This window comes from Rhodococcus sp. SB1D (assembly GCF_048573875.1).
GTDB classification, from domain to species: domain Bacteria; phylum Actinomycetota; class Actinomycetes; order Mycobacteriales; family Mycobacteriaceae; genus Rhodococcus_F; species Rhodococcus_F qingshengii.
Genome location: NZ_JBMAIQ010000009.1, coordinates 217,976 through 243,049 on the forward strand (window position 1 = coordinate 217,976; position 25,074 = coordinate 243,049).

Consider the following 25,074-nt stretch of genomic DNA (forward strand, 5'->3'; position numbering starts at 1 on the left):
CTCTCCGAACGACTCCGACGCTCTTTCGTCCCAACCGAAGGTGAGCCAGGCATGACCGATCAGAACGATCCGCGTAACTCGGGTGGGCCGCGCCGTGAGGATCCCGAGGCGACCGAGGTGTGGGGGCGTACGCCCGACCAGCCGACGGAGCAGTACGGGACGGTGTCCGGCCAGAATCCGAACCAGCCGACGGAGTATTTCGGTCAGCCGCCGGGGGCACAGCAGTATCCGGGGGCACAGCAGTATCCGGGGGCACAGCAGTATCCCTACGGCGGACCGGATCAGAACACGGAGTACTTGGGGCAGCAGGGGCAGCAGCCGAATCCCACTCAGGCGTTCCCTGCCTACAACCCGCAGTTCGATCCGCAGGCGCCGCCGCCTGGTGCGACGCAGGCCTATCCGCCGTACACCGCTCAGCAGTACGGGAACCCGGATCAGTACGGGAACACGCAGCAGTACGGAAATACACAGCAGTATCCGGTTGCCGGTGGTGGCGGTGGAGTTCCGCCGGAACAGCCGTTCATCGACGATGGATCGTCGGGCGGCGGTAAGAAGCGCAAGCTCGCGACGTGGGTGGCCGCCGGTGTGGTCGGGATCCTGGTCGCCGTGATCGCGATCATCGCGTTCTCGGCGTTCGGCTCGAACGACAAGGGCACCCAGACCGCTTTCGTTCCTCCGACCACCACGACGCAGGCGCCGACCACGACACCGCCGAAGGCCAGCACCACGGCGCCGACTCCGACGACGGATTCTCCGCTCAGCCAGCTTCCAGGCGGGCTCGGCGAAGTCATCGGTGACGCCGGGGGAGCCGTCGGCACCGTGAAGTCGAACGACGGCGGCACGTTGGTCATCGATTCGATCGGGGGTTCGCAGGTGACGATTCTGACCACCGCGGACACCACGCTCATCGCGCTCAACCGCGCCACCATCGCCGATCTGCAACCGGGAGACAACATCGTCGTGGACGGAACGCCGGTGGAGAACGGCACGATGACCGCCAACACGATTCTGAGTACGTCGCTGCCGAAGTTCGGCAACTGAGTCGTTCACGACACATCGGGCGAGTCCACCAGGGTGTCGCGGGAGGTTGAGGCCGCGAGTCGCTACCCTGGAGGGTGATGACTGGAATGTGGTTCGGACTGGCAGCAATTGCACTCGCAGGCGCGGGTGCGCTTCTGTACGTCGACAGGACGAGGCGAGATCAATCCGGGCGAGTGCGTCAGATCTGGGCCAAGGCGCAGGGTTACACGTACACGGCCACTGACGATCAGCTGGCAGGCGAATGGCACCGCGCGGTCATGGCCAAGCAGGACTACCTCACTGCTACCGACGTCGTCCGCGGCCGCCGTCGCGGAGAACAGTTCGTGCTGTTCGACCTGGAAGAGACCGCAACCATCGTGGCCGTTCGCCGCGAGATCGGGTCGGACGTCGACATCGATCTTCGGTTGAAGTCGACGGCTCCGCCCAAGGACGGCGACCTGAACCTGTTGGGTGCGATCGGTTCACGAGTCGTCTTCGCGACCGATCTCGAGATCGCACGTCGTGTCTGTGATCAGCGCATGGTGGCGTTCACCGAATCGGTTCCGCCGTCGATCAGCATGCTGTGGAGCGAAGGGCAGTGGACGCTCGGTTCACTTCCGGTGACCAGTAACGGCCGGGACTGGGACGCGGCAATCGAGTCGGTTGCGCGCCTGTCCGGCATTCTGCATGTCCTGCCTCCCGTCACCGATCCCAACGAACTCGAGGTCGATCACGATCCGAGCCGCCCGCGGCCGGGCGCCGAGAAGTCTCGCCCAACTCCGGATCCGGTAGAACAGCCCCGTTCGCGTCAAGAGCAGCCGCCCCGTGACGCTCCGCCGCGTGAATTTGCCCCGCGTGAGTCCGCACCGCGTGAGTCCGCACCGCGTGAGCCCGCACCGCGGGAATCTGCGCCACGTCCGGATCAATCGCTGCGCAAGCCCGAGGCGGCTGACAAGCCGGCTCAGCGCCCGGCGTCGCAGCGCTCGGGCACAATTCGCCCGGTCGACTGACCTTTAAGGTTCCCGTCCAGGCGCGATAACCACTAGCGTGGCCGGTATGTCGACTTCCCACTCGGATCGCCCTGTGCGTCCCGTTGCCCTGGTGACCGGACCCACCTCTGGTCTCGGCGCCGGTTTCGCCAAGAAATACGCCTCCCTCGGATACGACCTGGTTCTCGTCGCACGTGACGAGGTCAGATTGCACGACCTCGCGTCCGAGTTGAAGACGATGTTCGGCACCGAGTCGGAGATTCTGGTTGCCGATCTCGCATCGGAGGCCGGACGCGACACGGTCGCGCTTCGTTTGGAGAAGGGCGTCGAGGTGTTGGTGAACAACGCCGGATTCGGTACCTCCGGCGAGTTCTGGACCGCCGATCCGGCGCTCCTTCAGTCTCAACTCGACGTCAACGTCACCGCCGTGATGCGGCTGACCCGTGCGGCGCTGCCCAGCATGATCGCGTCGGCGCACGGAACGATTGTCAACGTGGCGAGCGTCGCGGGCCTGCTGTCCGGGCGGGGTTCGACGTATTCGGCAAGCAAGGCCTATGTCATCTCGTTCACCGAAGGGCTGTCCGGCGGGTTGGCCGGGACGGGAGTGCGCGTGCAGGCGCTGTGCCCGGGCTTCATTCGCACCGAGTTCCACGAGCGCGCGGGCATCGAGATGTCCACGATCCCCAAGCCGATGTGGCTGAGCGTCGACCAGGTGGTTGCGGCGTCGATGAAGGATCTCGGTGACGACAAGGTCATCAGTATTCCGGGATTCCAGTACAAGGTCCTCACGACGGCCGGGCGTCTCGTTCCCAAGGGGCTGGTTCGCCGGCTGACCAACATCGTCGGACGAGGCCGCGGGCGGACGTAGCCCAGAGGCGGAAGCCGGACGTAGCCCAGAGGCGGAAGCCGGACGTAGCCCAGAGGCAGAAGCCGAACACAAGGTAGTGGTCGGTAGGCTGAGCACTCATGAGCGATCGTGAGGATTTGGCTGCGCTGGTGCGCGAATTGGCTGTTGTACACGGAAAGGTGACGTTGTCCTCGGGCAAGGAAGCCGATTACTACGTCGACCTTCGCCGCGCGACACTTCACCACAAGGCAGCGCCGCTGATCGGCTCGCTGCTGCGTGAACTGGTCGCGGACTGGGATTTCGACGCCGTCGGCGGTTTGACGATGGGCGCCGATCCGGTTGCCATGGCGGTGATGCACGCTCCCGGCCGACCGATCGATGCGTTTGTCGTCCGCAAGGCCGCGAAGGCCCACGGGATGCAGCGCCAGATCGAGGGCCCGGACATCGTCGGCAAGCGTGTCCTGGTTGTCGAGGACACGACCACGACGGGCAATTCGCCGTTGACAGCAGTGAAGGCCCTGCGCGAGGCAGGGGCCACCGTGGTCGGAGTCGCTACGGTCGTCGATCGCGCGACGGGTGCGGATGCGGTGATCGGTGCCGAGGGCGTCGAGTACCGCTCGCTGCTGGGCCTGGAAGATCTGAACCTGAGCTGACGCCCCGTGAGTGGTTAAGGAGTCCCTGCGCTCCTCAACCACTCACAGGGGTCAGTCGCCTACGGTGACGGCGAGTGCTTCGTCGACGCTGTGCGGCGCGGGATCGTGGTCGTCGACGTGAGCGAGAACCTTACGTCCGCTAGACAGGACGAATACGGCGGCGAGGGTGAGCACCGCGCCGACCCAGAACGGCATGTGGACGTTGGATTCGCCGAGCTTGCCGGCTACCCACGGAGCAGCGGCGCCGCCGACGAATCGAACGAAGCTGTAAGCAGCCGAGGCGGTCGACCGCTCCACGGGAGCTGAGATCATGACGGTTTCGGTGATGAGTGTGTTGTTCACGCCGAGGAACAAACCGGCGAGGACGACACCGACGATCAAGACGATCTTGTTCTCGGTGAAGAGCGCCATCATGCCCAGGTCGAGTGCGAACAGGGTCAGTGCCAGCATCATCATCGGCAGGGTGCCGAAGCGTCGTTGCAGGCGAGGGGCGAGGAAAACCGACGAGATCGCCAGCATCAGGCCCCAACCGAAGAAGATGAATCCGATCGGGTACGCCCCCATGTCGAGGGGGAACGGCGTGTACGCGAGCAGCGTGAAGAATCCGTAGTTGTAGAGCAGCGCGGTGATGGCAACGGTGAGTAGCCCGCGGTGCCGCAACGCCTGGAAGGGCGCGGCGATGGACGTGTGGTGTTCGGGCTTGGGTGCGCTCGGAAGCATCACCACGATGAGAATGAAGGCGACCGCCATCAGGGCTGCGACGCCGAAGAAAGGTGCGCGCCAGCTGATGTCACCGAGAACTCCGCCGACCAGCGGTCCGACTGCGATACCGATGCCCAATGCAGCCTCGTACAGGATGATCGCCCGTGCCACGCCGCCGCTGGCCGCGCCGACGATTGCCGCGAGCGCCGTTGCGATGAACAGTGCATTGCCGAGTCCCCAGCCCGCACGGAATCCGACGATCTGGCCGATGGTGCTGGAAGCGCCTGCCAGAGAAGCGAACACGATGATGATGGCAAGGCCTGCAAGAAGTGTTTTCTTGGCGCCGATGCGGCTGGACACCACACCGGTGATGAGCATGGCCACGCCGGTGACGAGCATGTAGCTGGTGAACAGCAGCGAAACCTGCGACGGTGTGGCGTCGAGTTGTTCGCCGATCGGTTTGAGGATCGGATCGACCAATCCGATGCCCATGAAGGCGATGATGCTGGCAAAGGCTACCGCCCACACCGCTTTCGGTTGTTTCAGGAGGCTCGGCGGAGCCTCGTTCTGGTGCGTTGATGTCGCGGTCGTGTTGCTCACGGCCACCTCCTTTTTCAGTGGTGGGTGTTTCAGCTGGGATCGGAAGTCTTGATGATGGACCGCAATTCGGCCAATCCGTCGGCCAGTTTCTTGATCTGCTCGGGCCCGAGTTCGACGAAGTGGGGGACTAGAGCGTCGGCGATCTCGTTTCGACCGTCGTTCAAGATCTTTCGGCCCTTGTCCGTCATGGCCACTCGAACTGCCCGGGCGTCCTCGGGGTCGGCGCGGCGTTCGACGTAACCGTTCTCGCCGAGTTTGCGCAGTAGTGCAGTGGCAGAGGGCTGCGAGCTTCTGTCGAGTCGAGCGAAGTCGCTGATCCGCATTTCGCCGTATTCCTCGAGTAACGAGAGTGCGCGCAGCCAGGCGCGTGGGTACTGATCGGACGCGAAGGAGCCTGCCAGCTTCGCGAAGCGGTGCGTATTGCTCACGAGGTCGACGAGTAGTTCGTGCAGTTGCTGTTCTTCGTCTGTCACGAAGAACATTATTGCATAGGTTAACTATGTAAATCAACGAGTCCGTGGAAGGTGGTCCGTCACGGCGGTGGCTACCAGCGACGGCACATCGAGGTCGGGTGCGACGAGTGCGAGGCTTCGATTTGCCGCCAGCACTGCGATGCCGTGGGTTCCGGTCCAGATGTTCAACGCAGATGTGGTGGGATCGGAGGCGTCGGCCTCTTCGGTCAGGGATTGCAGGGCGGTGAAGAGTGGGAGAGAAGACTCTCGGAGGTTGCTGCCTGCGCCCTCGAGGAGGTCGTGGCGAAACATCAACTCGAACATCGCCGGTCGCTCCTGGGCGAATGACACGTATTCGATTGCTGCCGAGATCAATCGGCTACGAGCGGATTGTTTGCCGGCGAGGACGGGATCGAGTCTGTCGGCGAGATCGCGCAGGCCGTGTGAGGCAATTGCGGCTAGCAGGCTGTTGTGGGTCGGAAAGTATCTCCGCGGGGCGCCGTGCGACACGCCCGCCCGACGCGCTATCTCCCGTAGCGTCAGTTCTGTGGCGCCGTCGGCATCGAGAATCTCGACGCCGGTGGCGACGAGTGTTTCGCGAAGGCTGCTGACAGTCATGGAAGACAGTGTCTACTATTCTTGTCGTAGACACTGTCTACTAGACGGAAAAGGTGATGCCCTGTGCTCTATTGGCTGTTCAAATACGTCCTGATCGGCCCGGTCCTCTGGCTGTTCGGGCGGCCGACGATCGAGGGTCAGCACCACATCCCCAAGAAAGGGCCGGTGATTCTCGCCGGCAACCATCGGGCAGTCGTCGACTCGTTCTTCCTGGTTCTCATGGTGCGCCGACGCATCACCTTCGTCGCGAAGAGTGAATATTTCACCGGGACCGGTGTGAAGGGCGCGATGCAGCGCTGGTTCTTCGGTGGGGCCGGTCAGGTGCCGATCGACCGTAGCGGCGCCGACGCCTCCCGTGCGGCGTTGGACACGGCCATCGGGATTCTCGACAAGGGTGGTGTCTGGGGGATCTACCCCGAGGGAACACGATCACCCGACGGTTGCCTGTACAAGCGAAAGACCGGAGCGATTCGAGTTGCATTGGAAACCGGGGCGCCGGTCATTCCCGTCGTCGTACACGGCGGCGACGCAGTCAACCCGCCGGGTACGCGGATGTGGCGCTTCAGCAAGGTCCGGATCACGGTAGGGGAGCCGATCGACTTCTCTCGGTACCGCGAACTTCGTGGCTACCAGGCCGTCGTGCGTGCGGCGACGGACGAATTGATGGCAGTGCTCTGTGACCAGTCGGGGCAGGAATACGTCGATGTCTACGGCGCGGACGTCAAATCCGGCGATGCCGCCTGAGTGACCCAGTACGGTCGCTGTTGGACGTGTAACCAACAGGAGGATTGTGATGGCGGGCAAGTGGGGCATCGAGCACGCAGTTTTTGCGGCGGCGACGGCAGCGACAGTGGTCGGGGCAGTAGTCGGTAACGAGCGGGTTCAGCAGATCGCGAAGCCGTTGATCGCACCCGCTCTGGCCGCCCGAGTGCTGCGCAAGCGCTCGGAGACGGAAACTGCCGATACCGCACTGCTTCTGGCCGGTCTCGCCGCTGCAACTGTCGGCGACGTGTTCATGATCGACCCGGACAACGATGCTCGTCTGATCAAGGGCGCGTCCTCGTTCGCGGTGATGCAGGCCAGTTACTCGGCGCTCCTGCTGCGCCGCGGCGCTCGGCCGACCCGCGCTGCCCTGCGGCCCCGCATCAGCGGTTGGTCGACGGCGTCCGGACTGCTCCGTGCCAAGGCCCCGAGCGTGTCGACGCCGCTCACCGGGTATGGATTGATGTTGGGAACCACCTCGACGTTGTCGGCAGACCCCGCTCTGGCACCGCAGTCCAACGCCGTGCTCGACGTGGTCGTCCCGAACAAGGATCGACGCTCCTGGCTCGGATTGGGCGGAGTGCTCTTCACCGCATCGGACGGACTGATCGTGGTGCGTCGTCTGTTCATCCGCGGGACCGCCGGCCGCGCTGCTGCCGAGGGAGTGATCCTGGCGTCGTACGCGGGAGCGCAGCTGATGCTGGTGGAGGGCATGTTGGCGCTGGGACGCAAGAAGAGCGTCTAGTCCTTCACGGGCACAGCATGATTCGGTCTCGGTTCTTCGGGTCCACCATGACGGTGACCGTGGATCCGGGAGTGATCTTGTCTTTGTACTCGGGTCGGATCTCGTACTCGATCCGGCCCGAGTACGAATCGGAACCTGGAACCGTGAGGTGGAGTGCGAGCTTGGCCAATTCGCCGTCGACGGTTCGGCGCAGGGGTGTGACGGTGTCGATTCGTGCCCACCCTTCGAGGCCGTGCTTTTCGAGTTTGCGCTCGGCGCGGGTCGGGCGGTTGGCCCATGCCATTCCGAATCCGAGAACCGAGCCGAAAGCGGCGAGCAGCCCGCCGATCTGATAGGGCAGCGTGCCAGGCGGGGTGTGCTCGACCAGCCATCCGAGCCACACGGCGAGCACGATCAGATACCCCACCGCGATGAAACACACGGTGTGTACGACGCGACGGTGATTCATCAGATTTCCTCCACATCCAGGATAGCCTGACCGGATGAGCGAACCGAACGTCTTCATCACCGGTGCTGCGGCTGGAATCGGGCGGGAGACGTCGCTGTTGTTCGCGCGCAACGGATACCGCGTCGGCGCGTTCGACATCGACGACGCCGGCCTTGCCTCCTTGCAGGCCGAGATCGACGGTTTCGGCGGCAGTGTCGTGACGGGTGTCCTGGATGTCACCGATCCGGCGGGATGGGCGCAGTGTCTGGCCGATTTTGCCGGGGAGTCCGGGCGTCTGGACATCCTGATCAACAATGCGGGCGTGCTCTCGTCGGGACGGTTCGAGGATATTTCTCTTGCGGCGCATCGCCGAATGGTCGACATCAACATCACCGGCACCCTCAACGGCACGCACACGGCTTTCCCGTACCTCCGCGATACCGTCGGCGCCCAGGTGGTCAATCTGTGCTCCGCTTCGGCGATCTACGGCCAGCCCGAACTGGCGACGTACGGTGCAACCAAGTTCGCGATCCGCGGCCTGACCGAGGCGCTCGATCTGGAATGGGCACAGCACGACATCCGTGTTCTCGCGCTCTGGCCGTTGTTCGTCCAGACCGCGATGGTCACTGGAATGGACACCGGAGCCACCAGATCGTTGGGTATCAAGCTGACTGCAACCGACGTCGCGCAGGAACTGTGGGCGGCCACACGCGGCGCCGGACGGATGCACAAGGTTCACTACCCGGTCGGAACTCAGGCGAAGCTCTTCCTCAGCGCGTCGCGGTTCTCGCCCGCGTGGCTCTCACGGCTGATGAACAAGCGCGTCACCAGCACTTAGTCGACCACACGATAGAGTGCACTGTCGGCTGTTGCTGGGCCAAGATGACGTGTGTGGAGGTAGTCGGGTGGTTCGTGTTCGGGTGGGGTTCGTCTTGTTGGGCGTCGGGTCGGCGCTCGTGCTCGCAGGGTGCAGCGGGGAGGCGGATTCAGCGCCGACCGTAGCGGCGCAGCCCAGTTCGTCCACCGCTACCGCAGTGCCGACGACAACCACCACCGTCGCGCCCGTCGTCCCCACGACCACCGAACCACCGACCACGACGCTGCCACCGACGACGACACTCACGGACGTGCAGTTCGAGCGCAACGAGTCGTACTACTTCACCACTCCCGACGGAAACTTCCAGTGCGGCATCATCAAGTTGCCCACCAGAATCGAAGCCGGGTGCGAGGGAACGACCACTCCCGTTCCGCCGCGGCCGGAGAGCTGCATGGTCAACTGGGGCAACGGTATTCGCGTCACCGACGAGGGTGAGGGTGCTTTCATGTGTTCGGGCGGAGAGGTGTACACCTCTGGCGGCCCCGACGCCGATCCGGTGTTGGCGGCCGGTCAACCGCTGAGCAAACTGGGTTTCACCTGTACGACCACCGCGACAGACGTCTCGTGTGTCAACGATCAGACCACGCACGGCTTCACCGTGGCTGCAGATTCCAACGAGGTGTTCTGATGACCGAAGTCGCAGCCGACGACGTGTCCGGCGGAGCCGGTGAACCGGGACCCACCGAGTGGGGCGAGAATCCCAACGGCGTCGGACCCTGGGCCGAGGAGCACGACACGGAACCGCCGACCGACGAGCGCTACGACCCGGTACTTCTGGCCGAGGGTGATCGTCGAAACGTCTTGGACGAGTATCGGTACTGGACGCGGGAAGCGATCGTCGAGGACATCGACTCGCGCCGTCACACGATGCATGTCGCCATCGAGAACTTCGCGCACGACGCCAACATCGGCACGGTGGTCCGCACGGCCAACGCGTTTGCCGCGGCCGCGGTCCACATCCTGGGGCGTCGGCGCTGGAATCGGCGGGGCGCCATGGTGACCGATCGATACCAACACATCGTTCACCACGCAGACATCGGCGAACTCGTCGAGTACGCCCGTGAGAATTCACTCACGATCGTGGCCGTCGACAACACCCCGGGGTCGGTGCCGCTGGAAACGGCAAGCCTGCCGCGGGAGTGCATCCTGCTGTTCGGTCAAGAAGGCCCCGGAGTGACCGATCATGCGAAAGAGGTTGCGTCCATGACGGTCTCGATCGCACAATTCGGTTCGACTCGCAGCATCAACGCCGGTGTCGCGGCCGGCATCGCGATGCACGCGTGGGTACGTGAGCATGCCGATCTCGCCGATTCCCGCTGATCTCGCTCGCGAATTCCGGCTAGCGTGTAGCGCCTCGACCAGACAGGATAGGTAGTTATGCAGGAAGTGTGGGCAGAGCGGGCCGATGCGGCTGAGGGCGCGATAGTCAGTCGTCACCTTCGGCGCCTGTGGGGAATGCCCCGGACAGCACTCGGCGTGGTTGCCTGGCCTGCTGTTCGACGCGAGCGGATGTTCAAGCCGTGGCACTACTGGTGGCAAGCGCACCTGCTCGATACTGCGATCGACGCACTCGAACGTGACCCGACCCCCAAGCGTCGTCGCCGGGTCGCGAAGGTTGCCCGCAGTGTGCGGGTCCGCAACGTCTCGGCGTGGACCAACAACTACTACGACGACATGGCGTGGCTGGGCCTCTCGCTCGAACGTGCGCAACGCATGTTCTCGGTCGATCACCGAACCGCGGTTCAGGCGCTCGAATCGCAACTCTTCGATTCGTGGTCCCCGGCCGACGGCGGCGGTATTCCGTGGTGCAAAGGCTCCGATTTCTACAACACACCGGCAAACGGACCCGCCGGAATCATGCTGGCGCGCACCGGAAAACTCTGGCGTGCGCAGGCAACGGCCGACTGGATCGACGAGACACTGCGGGATCCGGACTCCGGACTGATCTTCGACGGTATCCGCCGCGACGGCACCCTCGAGCGCGCGATCTATTCGTACTGTCAGGGCGTCACGCTGGGGTTGGAAACCGAGTTGTCGACGCGATTGGGCGAACCGCGTCACCGCGAGCGAGTCCACAAACTCGTCGACGCCGTGTACGACGGCATGACCGAGTACGGAGTCATCACGGGCGGTGGCGGAGGCGACGGCGGACTGTTCAACGCAATCCTGGCTCGCTACCTCGCGTTCGTGGTGGTGAACCTGTCCTGGGAGACTCACGAGGACCTGCGAGCGCGCGAACTCGCAGCGCAGATCGTTCTGTCCTCCGCGGAAGCGGCCTGGAACAACAGACTGCAGATCGAAGGTCTGCCGCTGTTCGGGCACGACTGGACCAAGGATGCTCAGTTGCCGAGTCTGTCCGGCGACATCGCCACCTTCGCCGCCGGAACCGTGCGCTCGTCGAGCGTGCCCGAGCGAGACCTCTCGGTGCAGGTAGGTGGGTGGATGCTCATGGAGGCGGCATTTGTCGTCTCGGCGGCTGGATACCCGCGTAAGCGTTAGGCTTTTTCCTCATGGAATCCCGGCACGTGGTCGACACGGACGGCGTACGTCTTCACGTCGATGTCGGTGGGGCAGGGGCGGACGTTCTGGTTCTCTCCGGCGGCCCGGGATGCGTTCACTATCTTGCTCACGACGAGCTGGTTCCGGAAGGAATGCGCGCGTGGTGCCCTGAGCCACGCGGAGTCGGCCGGTCCGGTGGCGGCGCTCATACGATGGCGCAGGCGGTTGCGGACCTCGAACTCGTCCGCCGCACGTTCGAGATCGACAGCTGGGTCGTGCTGGGGCACTCGTGGGGATCCGACTTGGCGGTGCGGTACGCACTCGACTGTCCGGAATCGGTGTCCGGCGTCGTCGGCATCGCGGGGCACGGCCTCCACAAGGACCGGACATGGTCGAAGCAGTACGAAGCGGGAATCGAGCCGGACCCGCAGATACCTTGGGAACCTGTTGTCTGGCAATCGCTTCAAGAATCGTTCATCGAATGGATCCATGAACCACAGCTGTTTCGGCAGTTGGCCGACTCACCAGTGCCCATGACATTTCTCGCGGCGGCCGACGATGTTCGCCCGTCGTGGCCGTTGCAGCAACTGGCCGAGCTCGTGCCTAACGGCAGTTTCGAGGTCGTCGACGGTGTCGCGCACAACTTCTGGCAGTCTCACCCGCTCCTGTGGAGGAAGATCGTCACCGAGGCTTGTGCGGCGCACTCTCGGCTCTCCTGATTTCCACCAGGATCCGCTCCGCGACGGTCTGGTATCCCAGGCTCCGATTGACGGTCAGCATCGGGTGATTCTCCGCGTTCACCGTTGTGTAAATCTTTCGCACGGAGGGAAATTCAGCTGCCAATACAGACGCTTGTTGCTCCTTGACCCACTGAGCGAGACCGTGTCCGCGGTGCTGGGGAAGTACCACGGTGTCGTGCTGCGATGCGTGGGTGCTGTCATGTTCGTCCACCGTCACCACTGTCGCTGCGGCTACTTCGCCGACGCTGTCGTCGACCGCGCAGCACACCAGGAGCACTTGAGAGCCACCCGTCATCTTCTGTTCCCACGATCTGACCTCGTCAGCTCCCCAATTACGTTCGGGCATCTGCAGTTCGGCGCCCGGCGCGTCGAGGAGTCGGTTCAAAGCCTCCGAGAAGGAGTGGACCAGCTCGTCCGGGGTTCGGTTGCGCCAACTGACGATTCGATAGCCGGGGCGGGTGCTGTGTGCGGTGGGAGGGCTGAGGTGCTGAACCTGGTTGGCCAACCGAAGCAACACACGGTGGCCGTCGAACGATCCCAGGAAATGCTCGGCTGCGCTTCCGACGAGCGCCGTCACTCTGATTCTTCGCACGCCGAACCCGGCGATGTCGACTTCGGCGAGTTCGGCAAGCGCTCGTCCTACCCCTCGTCGCTGCGCGTGGGGTGTCACGTACATCCGAAACTCTGCGAGATCAGGTTCCGCCGAGTTGCGTCGCGCCTGGGCGATGCCGAGGACTTCGTCCGTTCCACCGTCGCGTGCGATCCAACGCCATACATCGGCCGAATTGTCCTCGGCCTCGATCATTTCCATCAGCGCCGTCGCTGTCGGCGCAGTTCCGGACAGGTGACGCTGGCCTTCGGCGAAGACCTCACACCACTGGTGAAGAACCGATGCTGTCGATCCGGACGGTACGAACTCGGCTACAACTACGCGGCTCACCCATGTGACGATACCGAGCTGCCAACCCCGAGTTGGAATCACGCGAACCCTAACCCTGTCGGACTGCGGCGGCAGTTGCCAGCATTCAGGCATGTCTGATTCTCCGCGCCAACTGAGCCTCAACGCGTTCATCCACCCCGCCGGTCATCACGAAGCGGCGTGGCGTCATCCGTGGACAACACCGGAACGTCTGTTCGACGTCACGTATTTCCAGGAGATCGCTCGCACTGCTGAGGCGGCGAAGTTCGACGGAATCTTCTTCGCCGACGGTCCCGCGTTGCGCAGCGACGTCGAGCACGGTCCCGCAGGAACGTTGGAGCCGATCACCTTGTTGACGGCCATTGCAGTGGCAACCGAGCGGATCGGATTGATCGCGACGGCGTCGACCACGTACTACGAGCCGTACAACCTGGCTCGGCTGTTCGCCTCGCTCGACCACATCTCGAACGGACGTGCTGGGTGGAACATCGTCACCACGGGTACGGATCTGGCTGCCGCGAACTTCGGGCTGGCCAAGCATCCGGACCACGGCGACCGGTATTCGCGTGCAAGGGAATTCGTCGACGCGGTGGTGCGGTTGTGGGACAGCTGGGAGGACGACGCGATCAGTCTGGACCGGGAGAACGGAATCTACGCGGACAGAAACAAGATTCACGAGATCAACTACGTCGGCCGGCATCTTCGGGTGCGGGGACCGTTCAACGCACCGCGAACGCCGCAGGGATACCCGGTGCTGGTGCAGGCCGGGGCGTCCAACGACGGTCGCGCGTTTGCCGGTCAGTATGCGGAGGCGATTTTCACAGCGCACCAGAGACTTTCCGATGCGCAGGCGTTCTACACCGACATCAAGTCGAGGGCTGCTCAGTTCGGGCGCAACCCCGATCATGTCAAGATCCTGCCCGGAATCAGCCCGTTCATCGGTGACACCGAGGAACAAGCCAAGGCGCTCGAGCGAGAATTCAACGAGTTGACTTCGCCGGAGTACGGGCTCGCGCAACTCGGTGCACTCACCGGGACCGATGTTCGGAATCTGGAACTGGATGCACCGGTTCCTGTCGAATTGTTCGCGGCGGCAGGTGATGTCACCGACAACAAGCAAAGCAGATTGCAGGTGATCGCCGGCATAGTCGAGCGTGAGCGTCCGACGGTTCGGGGACTGCTTCATCGTTTGGCGGGTGCGCGCGGACACCGGGTGTTTGCTGGAACCGCCGAGCAGGTGGCTGACACGATCGAGGAATGGTTCACCAGCGGTGCTGCTGACGGCTTCAACGTCATGCCGCCGTACTACCCGGGTGGACTCGAGATCTTCACCGAGCGTGTGGTCCCGATCCTGCAGGATCGCGGTCTTTTCCGGACCGAATACTCGGGTACGACCCTTCGTGATCATTTCGGTTTGCCGAGGCCCGAGAGCCAGTTCTCGGGTAGTGCCTCTGCAGTGCAGTAGGCCCGCCCGCTGTTGTCGATAATGACAATGGTTACCATTAAGGAATGAAGCAGCTACCGGTAACCGTGCTGTCCGGATTTCTGGGCGCAGGCAAGACCACACTCCTCAACCACATTCTCGCCAATCGCGATGGCCGGAGGGTCGCCGTCATCGTCAACGACATGAGCGAGATCAACATCGACGCGGCCCTCGTCGCGGGCCAGGGTCATCTCGACCGCACGGAAGAGAAGTTGGTCGAGCTGACCAACGGATGCATCTGCTGCACGCTGCGTGAGGATCTGATCGACGCCGTCGGCGCTCTCGCGCGAGAAGGACGGTTCGATCAGTTGGTGATCGAGTCCACCGGCATCTCCGAACCGATGCCGGTGGCGGCCACCTTCGACTGGGAATTCGAGGACGGATTCAGCCTCGGCTCGCTCGCGAAGCTCGACACCATGGTGACCGTGGTGGACGCGTCGACCTTCCTCGGCGAACTGGCAAAAGGCGAACGACTGGACGAGCGCAACCTCGAAGCCGGGGAGGGGGACGGACGCAGCATCTCCGATCTCCTGGTCGATCAGGTGGAGTTCGCCGACGTCATCTTGCTGAACAAAACCGACCTGGTGAGCCCGCGGGCGGCGGGAACCGTCGAGGCGACGCTTCGAAGGCTCAACCCCACTGCTCAGCTGATTCGGACCGACCACGGAAAAGTCACCCTCGATCGCGTCCTCGAAACCGGTCTCTACAACCCGGAACTGGCTGCGCAAGTACCCGGTTGGGACGAGGAGCTGGCCGGCGGGCACACCCCGGAAACCGAGGAATACGGAATACGCAGCGTCACGTATCGAGCCTCGCGACCCTTTCATCCGGCGCGACTCGAGGCTGCGCTCGGTCAGTTCGCCGGACTCCTGCGGAGCAAGGGATTCTGCTGGATCGCCAGTCGGCCCGAGTCCGCCGCGATCTGGTCGCAGGCAGGCCCCAACCTCGTCATCGAACCGGCTCAACTGTGGGCGTCGGCGGCGGAGGTGCCAGGGCAGGAGATCGTGTTCATCGGAGTGAAACTGGACCCGGCGGCGCCGTCACGAATCCTCGATCCGGCTCTGCTGACCGATGACGAACTACGCGAAGGACCGCGGGCATGGACTCGCTACGAAGACCCGCTGCCCGCGTGGGACCAGAGCCACCTGCACTGAGCAGTCAGCTTCTAGTCGAGGACTTGTTCGACCTCGACGTCTTCGGCCGGTCGGGCCATCTCCTTGCGGTACTGCCAGATTCCCAGCGCAGTACCGATGACCAAGCTGACCATCATCACGATCAGTACGGCGGGCAGCAACCACGGCACGCGATCGAGGAACGAGCCACCGTAGAAACCGAGTAGCAGGAGCACGGGCGCCCAGATGATCGCGCCGATGGTGCTCGCGATGGTGTAGCGCGTGTGGTTCATCTTGGCTGCGCCCGCGACCATCGGGCACAGGGTGCGCACCCACGGAACCCAGCGAGCAATCAGGACCGCCCAGAATCCGTGTTTTTCCAACAGGATGTTCACGCGGTGCAGGTTCTTCTCGGTGAAGTACTTGCCGCCCTTACGGGCTTTGATGTGATTGCCGGTCCGGTGGCCGATGACGTACCCGACCTGGTTGCCGGCAATGGCCGCGATCATCGCACCGACAGACAACGCCCACACGTGGCCCGCGCCGGATTCGTGGCCGGCGAGAACGATTCCGGCTGTGATCAGAAGCGAATCACCGGGGAGAAACAACCCGAGGATGATCGCGCACTCGATGAAGACGAACGTGACGACGATGATCCAGACCAACAGAGGCCCGGCAGTCTCGAGCGGGGAGAAACTGCCGGATGCGAGCGTCATCGTCGTCAGTTCTTCGCCTCGTTCTGCAATCAGGGGGTGGGGTCTTCGGGGACTGTCACCGTCGAATTGTCCGTAGTGGAAGTATTCGCCGTTTCACCACGTCTCGACGCCAGAATTCGCTTCCCGATTTCGAAGACGATCGGCAGAACCGACACCAGGACGATCAAGATGAAGATGTAGTCGACATTGTCGCGGATGAATTCGATCTGCCCCAGGAGGTAGCCGAGCAAAGTCACGCCGGCACCCCACAGGATGCCGCCGACGATGTTGTACGTCAGGAACAGTGAGTACTTCATCTTCGAAGCGCCGGCGACAACCGGAGCAAAAGTACGCACGATCGGCACGAACCGAGCCAGGATAATGGTGATCGGGCCGTGCTTTTCGAAGAAGGCGTGTGACTCGTCGATGTACTTCTTCTTGAAGAACCGCGCGTCGTCCGTCTTGAACAGGGCAGTTCCGCCCTTGGCGCCGATGTAGAACCCGACTTGGTCACCCAGAATCGCGGCGATCGGAATGGTCACCAGGAGCACCCACAGCGGCGCGAACGGTTCGATCTCGGTGGACTTGGACGCCGCGATCAGCCCTGCGGTGAAGAGGAGCGAATCGCCGGGCAAGAGCGGAAACAGCAGGCCTGATTCGATGAAGACCACCAGAAGCAATCCCACCAGAACCCACGTTCCGAAGGAATTCAAGAGGTTCACGGGATCGAGGAAGCCGGGCAGCAAGGCCAGGTTCGTCACGGATTCAGTTGCTGCCTGCACATTCACGGTGGCCAGAGTACCGGCCGAATCTGAGTGTTTCCCACCACCGCAGGTCATCGCGTCGGTGGCGGCGGGCCGAGACCGCAAAGAGACGTGACGAGTCGGACTTGCCATACTGCTAGGACCACACGAAGCGCTTTCACATCGCCGAGCGCTCCGAACGACACGTATATGGAGGACTCCCGCCGTGCCTATCGCAACTCCCGAGGTCTATGCCGAGATGCTTGGTCGGGCCAAGGAGCATTCCTTTGCCTTCCCCGCCATCAACTGTGTCGGCTCCGAATCCATCAACGCAGCCATCAAGGGCTTCGCGGACGCCGGCAGTGACGGCATCATCCAGTTCTCGACGGGCGGCGCCGAGTTCGGTTCCGGTTTGGGCGTCAAGGACATGGTCACCGGCGCTGTTGCGCTCGCCGAGTTCGCACACGTGATCGCGGCAAAGTACGACGTCACCATCGCGCTGCACACCGATCACTGCCCGAAGGACAAGCTGGACACCTACGTGCGTCCGCTGCTCGCGATCTCGCAGGAGCGCGTCGACGCCGGTCGTAACCCGCTGTTCCAGTCGCACATGTGGGACGGCTCGGCTATCCCGATCGACGAGAACCTGGCCATCGCCAAGGAACTGCTCGCCCTCTCGAAGGCTGCACGCATCATCCTCGAGGTCGAGATCGGTGTCGTCGGCGGCGAAGAAGACGGCGTCGAAGCCGAGATCAACGACAAGCTCTACACCTCGAGCGAAGACTTCGAGAAGACGGTCGATGCTCTGGGCATCGGCGAACAGGGCAAGTACCTCCTTGCCGCCACCTTCGGCAACGTCCACGGCGTCTACAAGCCGGGCAACGTCAAGCTCAAGCCCGAGGTTCTCGAAGAGGGCCAGAAGGTCGCCGCTGCCAAGCTCGGCCTGGCTTCCGGTTCGCAGCCCTTCGACTTCGTCTTCCACGGTGGATCGGGATCGTTGAAGTCGGAGATCGAGGACTCGCTGAACTTCGGCGTCGTCAAGATGAACGTCGACACCGACACCCAGTACGCGTTCTCCCGTCCGATCGCCGGACACTTCTTCACCAACTACGACGGCGTCCTCAAGGTCGACGGCGAGGTCGGAAACAAGAAGGCATACGACCCGCGCAGCTACCTCAAGAAGGCCGAAGCCGGCATGACGGCTCGCGTCGTCGAGGCGTGCAACGACCTGAAGTCGGCCGGACGCTCGGTGTCGGCAGGCTGATCGGTTTCACAACTGCGCTTCACAGAACAAAATGCGCGCCGGCGAAATTCTCGCCGGCGCGCATTTTCTGTTCAGGTACCTACTTGCTGGGATCGCAGACCTTCCACGTGCCGTCCTGGCGCTCGAGGTCGAACGTGCGCCACGACTGCTCGCCCGTGCTCGGCAAACTTGCCTGGACCTGAGCGATCGCGGTGTCGTCGGTGATGCGCACCGCGTCGACGGCTCCGACCTGCGGGATCGTCTTCTGCGCGACGGCATTGTCGTGGACCTGAGCGAACGCTGCGTCGGGAATGGTGCGGTAGTACTCGCCCAACGCCCCACAGGTCGACGTTCGCAGCGTTGCCAGATCGCCGGTCTGCAGAGCGTCGACATACGTCGAGATGGCGGTCTGGACCTGAGCTTCGGGTGAGCTTTCACCGCTACCGCTGTTGGACGAGACGAATACGGCGACGCCGATCGCCGCGAGGACGGCGACGCCGGCCGCTGCTGCCGCGATGTACCAGCCCTTGCCGCTGCGCTTGGTCTTCTCCGGCGCGGCGGGCTCGATGCGAGTCGGCATCGGCTGAGCCGGCGGTGGGGTCGCTGCGACACCCACACGTTGAGGCGCGGCGCGCTGCTGCGGTGGTGGTGGGGTCGGAGCCTGCCGGGGTGGTGGTGTCGGCTGCGCGGCTTTTGGAATCGCGACGGTGGCGGGCTCCGGCTTGGGCTGGGGTGTCGGTGCTGCTGTGGGTGCCTGAGTTGCCTTGGGGATCGCGACGGTTGGTGCGCTGGCAGCTTTGGCGTCGCCGTCCGCTTTCGAGGCCTTGTCTGTCTTCTGGATCGCCACAGTCGCAGGTTCGGTCGGGGCCGACTTCTCGGGCGCACCCTTCGGTGCTGCGCTCTTTTTCGAGTTGTCGTCTTTCGAGTCCGGCACGGGTAACCCTTCGGTCTTATGCAGCAATGACCATGTCAGGGTAACGACCGGTATGTAGCCTGCATAACTCCGACCGTCGGCGAGGCGGTCCTGTGGCAGAAAGGCGTAGCGGGCACAATGAGCGCATGACCCAATTCGGTGACCTGCTCGGACCCAAGCCCACTCTGCTTCCCGGCGACGACGACGCGGAATCGGCACTGCTCAACCACGCTGAACCGGCCCAGGTAGCGGCCGACCACCCCACTGCCTCCATTGCGTGGGCCTACCTGGCCGAGGCTGCCCTGGACAAGGGCGAAACCATCACGGCCTACGCCTACGCGCGTACCGGATACCACCGCGGACTCGACCAACTGCGTCGCAACGGTTGGAAGGGTTTCGGTCCCGTGCCCTACAGCCATGAACCGAACCGTGGTTTCCTGCGTTGCGTCGCAGTCCTGGCCAAGGCCGCGAAGACGATCGGTGAAGCCGACGAGTACGCGCGTTGCCTCGATCTGCTCGAAGACTGCGATCCCAACGCCGCCGAAGCGCTTGGCCTCGGTTAGCAGTTTCCGTCCGAGCCGGGCCGGCATCAAGGACCGGGCTCGCAAATCGGTGCGTCGACTTCAGACGTCGGCGCTACCGATCATTCAATGTGCCTTGGCGGCCGGATTGGCGTGGTGGGTTGCCACCACGGTGATCGGGCACCACGCGCCGTTCTTCGCGCCGATTGCCGCTGTGGTCTCGCTCGGTCTGTCGTTGGGTGCACGACTACGACGCTCGTTCGAGTTGGTTGCGGGAGTCACGGTCGGTATCGGAATCGGTGATCTGATCATCTCCGGTATCGGGAGCGGACCGTGGCAGATCAGTTTGGTTGTCGTGCTGGCGATGTCCGTCGCGGTGCTTCTCAACAGCGGGCCGATCTTCTCCATGCAGGCGGGAAACTCGGCTGTGCTGGTGGCGACGCTGATCCCGCCGGGCGGCAGCGGCGGTCCCGATCGAATGATCGATGCCCTTGTCGGTGGCCTGGTGGGTATCGCGGTGGTCGCGATCATCCCCACCCACCCGGTACGACGCGCGCGCAAGGATGCTGCATCGATCCTCGGAACCGCTTCCGAGGTACTGCAATTGGTGGCAGACGGCCTCGTCGCGAATGACCCGGACCCGATCGTGAAGGCACTGCAGAAGGCGCGCGCAACTCAGGGTGCCATCGACGGGTTGCGCAGTAACCTTCTCGGCGGGCGCGAGATCAGCCGAATCTCCCCGCTGTACTGGAACAGTCGGCCTCGCCTCGAAAGGCTCATGGCGACAGCCGATCCCATCGACAACGCGATGCGCAACATTCGAGTGCTCGCGCGTCGTTCGTTGACGTTGGTCAGGGACGACGAGATCCTCGATCCGCGTCTGGTGGCTCAGGTCGAGCGCTTGTCGAAAGCCGTCGAAGTTCTCGAGGACATGATCCTGGCGGAGCCGGGGGAGCAGCCTGATCAGGCCGAAGCAGCGCGCGTCCTGCGCTCGGTGGCGAAGGAACTGAAACCGGCGATAGTGGAGAACGCAGGCCTGTCCTCGACGGTGGTGTTCGCCCAGATTCGATCGCTGGTCGTCGACCTGTTGCAGGTCGCGGGCATGAAGCGAATCTCGTCGATCGCAACTCTGCCGCCCACCGTGCCTCATCCCGCCTACGAGCCGGATCACTGACCTCTGCCGTTTCCCGCTCACTGAGCAACTCATTGTATGTATGCGAATGTATGCATATGCTCTGAGAAGGACTTGGGAGGGAACAGGACAAATGGGAGCAGGGCACGGTCATTCACATGGCCACTCGGCAGCAGATTCGGTCGGCGTAGGACCGTCACCGCAACGCATCAGAAAAATGGCGATCGCGCTTGCGATCCTCGTTGCGTTCCTCGTACTCGAGGCCACGGTCGGCATCCTGATCAACTCGTTGGCTCTGCTTGCCGACGCCGGTCACATGCTCACAGACGTGGTGGGTATGGCCATGGGACTGACGGCGCTGCTGCTCGCGAAGAGGGGCAGCACCACCGCTGCCAGGACCTTCGGTTGGCACCGCGCCGAAGTGCTGACCGCCATGGCCAATGCGGTGATGCTGCTGGCCGTCGCCGCCTGGGTCTTCTACGAGGCAATCGGCCGCATCGGTAACGAACCCGAGATCCCGGGCGGCGCCCTGATCATCACGGCGGCCGCCGGCCTGGCCGCGAACATCGTCGTGATGCTGATGCTGCGCGGCGATTCCAAGGACAGCCTGGCCGTGCGTGGTGCCTACCTCGAAGTGCTTGCCGACGCCGTCGGTAGCGTCGGCGTTCTGATCGCCGGTGGCCTTGTCCTGCTGTTCAACTGGACGTGGGCAGACGTCGTCGTCGGTGTTCTCATCTCGCTGTGGGTGGTGCCGCGTGCGATCAAACTGGCCGCAGCATCGCTGCGCATTCTGACGCAGGCGTCGCCGGCCGACGTCGACGTCGAAGCGGTCGAGGCCGACCTGGCGGCGCTGCCGAGCGTGATGGGTGTTCACGACCTACACGTCTGGACGCTCACCACCGGCATGGATGTCGCGACGGTCCACCTGACCAGTGACGCGAATTCGTCGAACGTTCTGGAATCCGCGCGCACCGTCCTCGAGAGTCACGGTCTTTCCCACGCCACCGTTCAGGTGGAATCGTGTGCCAACGGCGAGCATTGCGAGAAGAACGTCACTTGGTGAAGCGGGTGATCTCCTTGCCCGGCTTCCAGAGATCGACATACATGTGTTCGTCGTCGACAGTCGTGTGCACCACCTCGTCGATGTCGAGGACAAATAGGTGCAGAGGCTTCGGAACCTCGTAGGTGTAGCTTGCGAGCACGGCTTCGAACTCGTTGCCGGTCACCTCGCGTGCGAGTCCGGCGATCTTCGCGTCACCGCCCTCCATGGTGTGCTCGCCGGGATTGCTGTGGAGGGCGTAGCGCCCGTCACGGATGAGGTCCTTCGCCTTGAGTGCGCCGAACATCGAACCGAGCACCAGACGCCCGTCGAGGATTTCGACTTCGGTGCCGCTGACCCGTGGTGAGCCGTCCTTGCGCAGCGTTGCGAGGACGTGATGCTTGTGGGCTTTGAACCGCGCTTGGACCGCGTCGGCAAGAGCGGGTACTTCTTCGGAGAACTGCTTCCAGGTGACCATGACGGTCATTGTGCACCCCTATTCCTGACAACTTCTGTCAGTGATTCTCGGTAATGTTCGGTCCATGAGATCCGCGCGGTTACTCCAACTCATGCTGCGTTTGCAGGGGAGTCGCGGCGTCGTCGCCGAGCAGTTGGCCGACGAGTTCGGTGTGTCAGTGCGGACGATCTACCGCGACGTGGCCTCGTTGTCGGCTGCCGGTGTGCCGATCTGGACCGAGAGCGGCCCTGGTGGTGGCATCCGTCTGCTCGACGGTTGGCAGTCCAAGTTGTCCGGCATGACGGACGACGAGACGTCCGCACTCATGCTGTTGGGTGTGCCGTCCATCGCTGCAGATCTCGGGCGATCCGACGCCGTCGGTTCGGCGGGGGCCAAACTGCTCCGCTCCCTGCCCGGTCCCCTGCGCGAGAGTGCACGACTGTGGCAGGACCGCATTCTCGTGGACGTTCCGGGTTGGTTCGGCGGCGTCGACGACATCTCTGCGCTTCCGATCGTCACATCCGCTGTGCTGGACTCGCGTCGACTGCGCTTCGCCTATCGCGATCGCGAGCGGACGGTCGATCCGCTGGGTCTGATCATCAAAGCCGGTGTTTGGTATCTGGTGGCGGGGATGAACGGTCGAACGCTGTCGTTTCGAGTCGGGCGCATCAAAAATGCCGTGGTAGAAGATGATTCGTTCACTCGGCCGGTGGATTTCGACCTGCCGTCGTGGTGGGCGGCGTCGATGGCCGAGTTCGACCGGTCGCTGCTTCGCTTCGAGTGTCGCGTGCGATTGACACCAGAGGGCAGGCGCCGGCTCCCCGATGTGGTGGGCGAGCTTGCCGCTGCAGTCGAAGTGGGGCCAGAGGACAACGACGGATGGGTGAGTGCCGAGCTGAAACTCGAGAGCGAAGCTGTCGCGCTCTCGCAGTTGATCGGTTTGGGAGCGGACGTCGAAGTGCTCGAGCCACGGTCGTTGCGTGAAGGACTGCGGGCTGTGGCGGAGCAGATGGTGCTCCGCCACACTCGCAGTGACTAGGCCGTTGCAGAACGCTTTGCGAGCAGGCGAGTGATACCCAGTTGAGCTGCGACGATGATGGCGCCGACCACCAGACCCAGTGCCGCCGACGCAAGTGTGTTGACGATCCACGCCAACACGCCACCGACTCCGGCGATGTCTCTGACTGCTTCTTCGCCGTGATGAACGGCGTCGTAGAGCGGGTGGAAGCCCAGTTCGTCGATGCCGACCAACAGGATGTGGCCACCGACCCACAGCATCGCGGCGGTACCCACCACCGAGAGCACTGACATCACGTGAGGCATGCCGCGAACGAGGCCTCGGCCGACCTTGTGGGTGAAGCCAGACGACGTCTCGGCGATCTTCAATCCGATGTCGTCCATCTTCACGATCAGTCCGACGACTCCGTAGACGACCACGGTGATGACGACCGCCACGACGGCAAGGATCACCAATCGGCTCCAGAAGCCTTCGCCTGCGATGGTGTTGAGTGCGATCACCATGATCTCGGCGGACAGGATCAGGTCGGTGCGGACGGCGCCCGAAACCACTGCTTCTTCGTCGCGAGGATGCTCGTCAGCGGCCTCGTGGTGGTCACCGTGGCCGAAGATTGCACCCCAGATCTTGTGAACCGCTTCGTAGCTGAGGTAACAGCCGCCGACCATCAACAGTGGCGTCAGCAGCCAGGGGAGGAACTGACTCAGCAGCAGAGCGATCGGAAGGATGATCAGCAGCTTGTTGCGCAACGATCCGATGGCGATGCGCTTGATGATGGGCAACTCGCGTTCGGCTGCGAGCCCACGGACGTACTGCGGCGTGACGGCTGCGTCGTCGATGACCACGCCGGCCGCTTTGGCGGTCGCCTTACCGGTTGCGGCGGCAACGTCGTCGATCGAGGCGGCAGCCATGCGAGCCAGGGCTGCGACGTCGTCGAGCAGGGCGAAGAGTCCGCCGGCCATCACAGACCTCCAGCGGAATCAGTGGAAAAAGGTGGCCGGACCGAACCGGTGACGCAGTTACTTGATCGCACGAGGTCTCTATCCATGATCGTCGTAGGTGAGGTCAGGTCACCTGGAACGATACCGGGGGCATCCGTCAGGGACGACCTCGCGAGGTCGGTTGCCCTTCGCCACGAAAGGTCTTCCCGACCCGGTGCTCGCGTGTAAGACTGCACAGAAGATCGATCGAAACGGGGCACTATGCGTGAACCAGACACTGCACAGGTCGCCAAGACTTTCGACGCAATGGCGGCGCACTACGACCGACAGATCGGGCGCTTCGAACGCTTTGTGCTCGGTGACGCCCGGAAATGGGCCGTGGACCAGGCGCATGGCCGCGTGGTCGAGATCGCCGTGGGTACCGGACTGAACCTGCCTCTCTACGGAGACGACGTCGATTACGTCATCGGCGTGGACATCTCGACTGCGATGCTCGATCAGGCCAGGCTCAAGGTCTCCGAGGGAGTGAAGACCGAAGTCGACCTACGACTCGGAGACGTGCAAGCACTCGATGTTCCCGACGAGTGCGTGGACACGTTGGTCTCGACCTACGCCTTTTGCACGATCCCCGATCCGGACCGAGTTGCGAACGAAGCATTTCGAGTCCTGGTACCCGGTGGTCGATTCGTCCTCGCCGAGCACGGACCGAGCAAGAACGTTGTTGCTCGTACGTTGATGAAGGTCGTCGAACCGCTTTTTGTTCGGTTCGGTGCCGATCATCTCACCCGTCAACCGGTTGAATACCTCGAAAACGCCGGTTTCCTGATCGACGAGGTGCAGCGCAGCGGCCGGGGCGGAATCGTGTTTCGGGTCGTTGCGCGCAAGCCGGATCCCGAATGGACGGCACTCGGTCACTGATGTCGGAATGCC

The 25,074-nt window shown here is 63.4% G+C and carries 29 protein-coding genes; 19 read left to right on the forward strand and 10 right to left on the reverse strand.

Going from position 1 to position 25,074, the window contains the following annotated elements; translation table 11 throughout:
* Positions 1-51: 51 nt before the first annotated feature.
* The 4 genes from ACN50D_RS20775 to pyrE all read left to right on the forward strand — a co-directional run bounded on the left by ACN50D_RS20775 (position 52) and on the right by pyrE (position 3,509).
* Positions 52-1,041, forward strand: a complete 990-nt coding sequence (locus ACN50D_RS20775) for a hypothetical protein (RefSeq protein WP_212633968.1) — start codon at positions 52-54, stop codon at positions 1,039-1,041.
* 86 nt (positions 1,042-1,127) lie between these two features.
* Positions 1,128-2,030 carry a hypothetical protein gene (locus ACN50D_RS20780; RefSeq protein WP_075835187.1) on the forward strand — a complete coding sequence of 301 codons (903 nt, stop codon included), beginning with the start codon at positions 1,128-1,130 and terminating at the stop codon, positions 2,028-2,030.
* A 46-nt stretch (positions 2,031-2,076) separates the two neighbouring features.
* The gene (locus ACN50D_RS20785; RefSeq protein WP_037131478.1) at positions 2,077-2,877 is read left to right on the forward strand and encodes an SDR family NAD(P)-dependent oxidoreductase; all 801 of its coding nucleotides are present in this window, start codon (positions 2,077-2,079) and stop codon (positions 2,875-2,877) included.
* A gap of 98 nt (positions 2,878-2,975) precedes the next feature.
* Positions 2,976-3,509 (forward strand): orotate phosphoribosyltransferase, encoded by a 534-nt coding sequence (gene pyrE / locus ACN50D_RS20790; RefSeq protein ID WP_003944385.1) that lies wholly within the window; start codon positions 2,976-2,978, stop codon positions 3,507-3,509.
* Between the two features lie 51 nt (positions 3,510-3,560).
* Here pyrE and ACN50D_RS20795 read toward each other — a convergent pair whose 3' ends face one another.
* From ACN50D_RS20795 to ACN50D_RS20805, 3 genes are read right to left on the reverse strand one after another with little or no spacing between them, the layout of a single operon-like run.
* Positions 3,561-4,817: an MFS transporter gene (locus ACN50D_RS20795; protein WP_212633969.1), complete on the reverse strand. Its 1,257-nt coding sequence runs from the start codon at positions 4,815-4,817 to the stop codon at positions 3,561-3,563.
* 23 nt (positions 4,818-4,840) lie between these two features.
* A complete protein-coding gene (locus tag ACN50D_RS20800) occupies positions 4,841-5,284 on the reverse strand; it encodes a MarR family winged helix-turn-helix transcriptional regulator (protein WP_003944339.1) in 444 nt (147 codons plus the stop codon).
* 33 nt (positions 5,285-5,317) lie between these two features.
* A complete protein-coding gene (locus ACN50D_RS20805) occupies positions 5,318-5,881 on the reverse strand; it encodes a TetR/AcrR family transcriptional regulator (RefSeq protein WP_212633970.1) in 564 nt (187 codons plus the stop codon).
* A 63-nt stretch (positions 5,882-5,944) separates the two neighbouring features.
* Between ACN50D_RS20805 and ACN50D_RS20810 the strand changes: the two genes are divergently transcribed.
* Positions 5,945-6,625 carry a lysophospholipid acyltransferase family protein gene (locus tag ACN50D_RS20810; RefSeq protein WP_212633971.1) on the forward strand — a complete coding sequence of 227 codons (681 nt, stop codon included), beginning with the start codon at positions 5,945-5,947 and terminating at the stop codon, positions 6,623-6,625.
* A gap of 49 nt (positions 6,626-6,674) precedes the next feature.
* Positions 6,675-7,388: a lysoplasmalogenase gene (locus tag ACN50D_RS20815; protein ID WP_003944391.1), complete on the forward strand. Its 714-nt coding sequence runs from the start codon at positions 6,675-6,677 to the stop codon at positions 7,386-7,388.
* Between the two features lie 4 nt (positions 7,389-7,392).
* Here ACN50D_RS20815 and ACN50D_RS20820 read toward each other — a convergent pair whose 3' ends face one another.
* On the reverse strand, positions 7,393-7,836 hold the full coding sequence (locus ACN50D_RS20820; RefSeq protein ID WP_007726759.1) for a hypothetical protein: 444 nt from the start codon (positions 7,834-7,836) through the stop codon (positions 7,393-7,395).
* 34 nt (positions 7,837-7,870) lie between these two features.
* Here ACN50D_RS20820 and ACN50D_RS20825 point away from each other — a divergent pair, with 34 nt between their 5' ends.
* The 5 genes from ACN50D_RS20825 to ACN50D_RS20845 all read left to right on the forward strand — a co-directional run bounded on the left by ACN50D_RS20825 (position 7,871) and on the right by ACN50D_RS20845 (position 11,910).
* Positions 7,871-8,653, forward strand: a complete 783-nt coding sequence (locus ACN50D_RS20825; RefSeq protein ID WP_212633972.1) for an SDR family oxidoreductase — start codon at positions 7,871-7,873, stop codon at positions 8,651-8,653.
* A gap of 67 nt (positions 8,654-8,720) precedes the next feature.
* Entirely contained in the window at positions 8,721-9,320 is a 600-nt protein-coding gene (locus ACN50D_RS20830; RefSeq protein ID WP_212633973.1) for a DUF6636 domain-containing protein, read from the forward strand.
* Positions 9,320-10,012, forward strand: a complete 693-nt coding sequence (locus tag ACN50D_RS20835) for a TrmH family RNA methyltransferase (RefSeq protein WP_212633974.1) — start codon at positions 9,320-9,322, stop codon at positions 10,010-10,012. Before ACN50D_RS20830 ends, ACN50D_RS20835 begins: the two co-directional genes overlap by 1 nt.
* A gap of 57 nt (positions 10,013-10,069) precedes the next feature.
* Entirely contained in the window at positions 10,070-11,191 is a 1,122-nt protein-coding gene (locus tag ACN50D_RS20840; protein WP_003944321.1) for a glycoside hydrolase family 76 protein, read from the forward strand.
* Between the two features lie 11 nt (positions 11,192-11,202).
* On the forward strand, positions 11,203-11,910 hold the full coding sequence (locus ACN50D_RS20845; RefSeq protein WP_212633975.1) for an alpha/beta fold hydrolase: 708 nt from the start codon (positions 11,203-11,205) through the stop codon (positions 11,908-11,910).
* Here ACN50D_RS20845 and ACN50D_RS20850 read toward each other — a convergent pair.
* Positions 11,873-12,871: a GNAT family N-acetyltransferase gene (locus tag ACN50D_RS20850; protein ID WP_307850566.1), complete on the reverse strand. Its 999-nt coding sequence runs from the start codon at positions 12,869-12,871 to the stop codon at positions 11,873-11,875. The genes ACN50D_RS20845 and ACN50D_RS20850 overlap by 38 nt on opposite strands.
* A gap of 91 nt (positions 12,872-12,962) precedes the next feature.
* On the opposite strand from ACN50D_RS20850, the gene ACN50D_RS20855 reads away from it, so the two are divergent.
* Both ACN50D_RS20855 and ACN50D_RS20860 read left to right on the forward strand, forming a co-directional pair.
* Entirely contained in the window at positions 12,963-14,315 is a 1,353-nt protein-coding gene (locus ACN50D_RS20855; protein WP_063314834.1) for an LLM class flavin-dependent oxidoreductase, read from the forward strand.
* Positions 14,316-14,359: 44 nt separating this feature from the next.
* Complete coding sequence (locus ACN50D_RS20860; RefSeq protein ID WP_070160626.1) at positions 14,360-15,487, forward strand: GTP-binding protein; 1,128 nt, start codon at positions 14,360-14,362, stop codon at positions 15,485-15,487.
* Between the two features lie 11 nt (positions 15,488-15,498).
* Here ACN50D_RS20860 and ACN50D_RS20865 read toward each other — a convergent pair whose 3' ends face one another.
* Both ACN50D_RS20865 and ACN50D_RS20870 read right to left on the reverse strand, forming a co-directional pair.
* On the reverse strand, positions 15,499-16,161 hold the full coding sequence (locus tag ACN50D_RS20865) for a DedA family protein (RefSeq protein ID WP_070160628.1): 663 nt from the start codon (positions 16,159-16,161) through the stop codon (positions 15,499-15,501).
* Positions 16,162-16,190: 29 nt separating this feature from the next.
* Positions 16,191-16,928 carry a VTT domain-containing protein gene (locus ACN50D_RS20870; RefSeq protein WP_003944390.1) on the reverse strand — a complete coding sequence of 246 codons (738 nt, stop codon included), beginning with the start codon at positions 16,926-16,928 and terminating at the stop codon, positions 16,191-16,193.
* 181 nt (positions 16,929-17,109) lie between these two features.
* Here ACN50D_RS20870 and fbaA point away from each other — a divergent pair, with 181 nt between their 5' ends.
* Positions 17,110-18,147 (forward strand): class II fructose-bisphosphate aldolase, encoded by a 1,038-nt coding sequence (gene fbaA / locus ACN50D_RS20875; protein ID WP_007726777.1) that lies wholly within the window; start codon positions 17,110-17,112, stop codon positions 18,145-18,147.
* Positions 18,148-18,226: 79 nt separating this feature from the next.
* Here the strand turns inward: fbaA and ACN50D_RS20880 are convergent, their stop codons facing one another.
* The gene (locus ACN50D_RS20880) at positions 18,227-19,060 is read right to left on the reverse strand and encodes a nuclear transport factor 2 family protein (RefSeq protein ID WP_070160630.1); all 834 of its coding nucleotides are present in this window, start codon (positions 19,058-19,060) and stop codon (positions 18,227-18,229) included.
* A gap of 125 nt (positions 19,061-19,185) precedes the next feature.
* Here ACN50D_RS20880 and ACN50D_RS20885 point away from each other — a divergent pair, with 125 nt between their 5' ends.
* The 3 genes from ACN50D_RS20885 (at position 19,186) to ACN50D_RS20895 (ending at position 21,755) form a co-directional block, all read left to right on the forward strand.
* Positions 19,186-19,602, forward strand: coding sequence for a DUF3151 domain-containing protein (locus tag ACN50D_RS20885; RefSeq protein ID WP_007726781.1), 417 nt, complete (start codon positions 19,186-19,188; stop codon positions 19,600-19,602).
* Positions 19,589-20,734, forward strand: a complete 1,146-nt coding sequence (locus tag ACN50D_RS20890) for an FUSC family protein (RefSeq protein ID WP_003944297.1) — start codon at positions 19,589-19,591, stop codon at positions 20,732-20,734. Before ACN50D_RS20885 ends, ACN50D_RS20890 begins: the two co-directional genes overlap by 14 nt.
* Positions 20,735-20,825: 91 nt before the next feature.
* Entirely contained in the window at positions 20,826-21,755 is a 930-nt protein-coding gene (locus ACN50D_RS20895) for a cation diffusion facilitator family transporter (protein ID WP_007726784.1), read from the forward strand.
* On the opposite strand, the gene ACN50D_RS20900 is transcribed toward ACN50D_RS20895, so the two are convergent.
* Positions 21,745-22,209, reverse strand: coding sequence for a pyridoxamine 5'-phosphate oxidase family protein (locus tag ACN50D_RS20900; RefSeq protein ID WP_070160642.1), 465 nt, complete (start codon positions 22,207-22,209; stop codon positions 21,745-21,747). The genes ACN50D_RS20895 and ACN50D_RS20900 overlap by 11 nt on opposite strands.
* A gap of 64 nt (positions 22,210-22,273) precedes the next feature.
* Here ACN50D_RS20900 and ACN50D_RS20905 point away from each other — a divergent pair, with 64 nt between their 5' ends.
* A complete protein-coding gene (locus tag ACN50D_RS20905) occupies positions 22,274-23,227 on the forward strand; it encodes a helix-turn-helix transcriptional regulator (protein ID WP_212633977.1) in 954 nt (317 codons plus the stop codon).
* Here ACN50D_RS20905 and ACN50D_RS20910 read toward each other — a convergent pair.
* Positions 23,224-24,165: a DUF808 domain-containing protein gene (locus ACN50D_RS20910; protein WP_030535980.1), complete on the reverse strand. Its 942-nt coding sequence runs from the start codon at positions 24,163-24,165 to the stop codon at positions 23,224-23,226. The genes ACN50D_RS20905 and ACN50D_RS20910 overlap by 4 nt on opposite strands.
* 240 nt (positions 24,166-24,405) lie before the next feature.
* Between ACN50D_RS20910 and ACN50D_RS20915 the strand changes: the two genes are divergently transcribed.
* Positions 24,406-25,062 (forward strand): class I SAM-dependent methyltransferase, encoded by a 657-nt coding sequence (locus ACN50D_RS20915; protein ID WP_042924200.1) that lies wholly within the window; start codon positions 24,406-24,408, stop codon positions 25,060-25,062.
* Positions 25,063-25,074 lie beyond the last annotated feature (12 nt).